This window comes from Methylobacterium dankookense, assembly GCF_902141855.1.
Classification (GTDB): domain Bacteria; phylum Pseudomonadota; class Alphaproteobacteria; order Rhizobiales; family Beijerinckiaceae; genus Methylobacterium; species Methylobacterium dankookense.
Window position 1 is genome coordinate 1 of the sequence record NZ_CABFVH010000130.1, and the last position, 750, is coordinate 750.

1 protein-coding gene is annotated in these 750 nt (G+C 68.4%); it reads right to left on the reverse strand.

Features of this window, described 5'->3' with window-relative positions:
• Window positions 1-12 precede the first annotated feature (12 nt).
• Window positions 13-750 (reverse strand): IS5 family transposase gene (locus MTDSW087_RS29875; RefSeq protein ID WP_144769421.1). Its coding sequence is split into 2 segments (ribosomal slippage), with 739 coding nucleotides annotated over them: window positions 13-467 and window positions 467-750; the frame shifts between segments, so codons are not numbered across the junction. This gene is flagged as partial in the annotation.

Here is a 750-nt window from a genome sequence, read left to right on the forward strand (position 1 = left end):
TAGGGCCTGTCGTCACTTGATCCAATCGAGCGTGGCCGCGAGGCAGAGGACGCTGGTGAAGCTGACGGCGGTCTTCTCGTAGCGGGTGGCGACGGCGCGCCATTCCTTGAGGCGTGCCCATAACCGCTCGACGATGTTGCGGTTGTTGTAGATCCAGTCCGGGCAGGCGAGCGGCGCCTCGTTGCGTTTGGCCGGGATCGCGGGACGCGCACCGGTGCTCCAGATGTGATCGCGGAACCGATGGCTGGCGTAGCCACGGTCGCCCACGACCCACTGGGGCACGTCGGAGAGCTGGTCGAGCAGGGGAATGGCGTGGGGGAGTTCGTGAGCCTGCCCGGGCGCGATGCGAAAAGCGATGGCGCGGCCCCTCCCGTCGGCGATTAGGCAGGCTTTGGTGCCATAGCCGCCACGTGAGCGGCCAAGCGCTTCACGAGCGTCTCGCTCGGTCGCAGATCCCCCCTTTTTGCGGCGCCTGCCGCCTTCTGGTGAGCCCGCACATTGCTGCCGTCGAGGAAGACCATGCCCAGCGCGACGCCCCGCTCCTGCACCCGGTCGAGCAACCGCTCCCACACCCCGGCGCGCGCCCAGCGGATGAAGATCTGCGCCGCCTGCCACCAGGGCCCCAGGTCTTCGGGGATGGCCCGCCACTTCGCCCCGTTCTGATGCCGCCAGAGGATCGCCGAGATCGTGCGCCGAACCTCCTGGGGCGGTGTCTTGGCCTTGGGCCGGCATTCCTCAATCAGAGGCTCC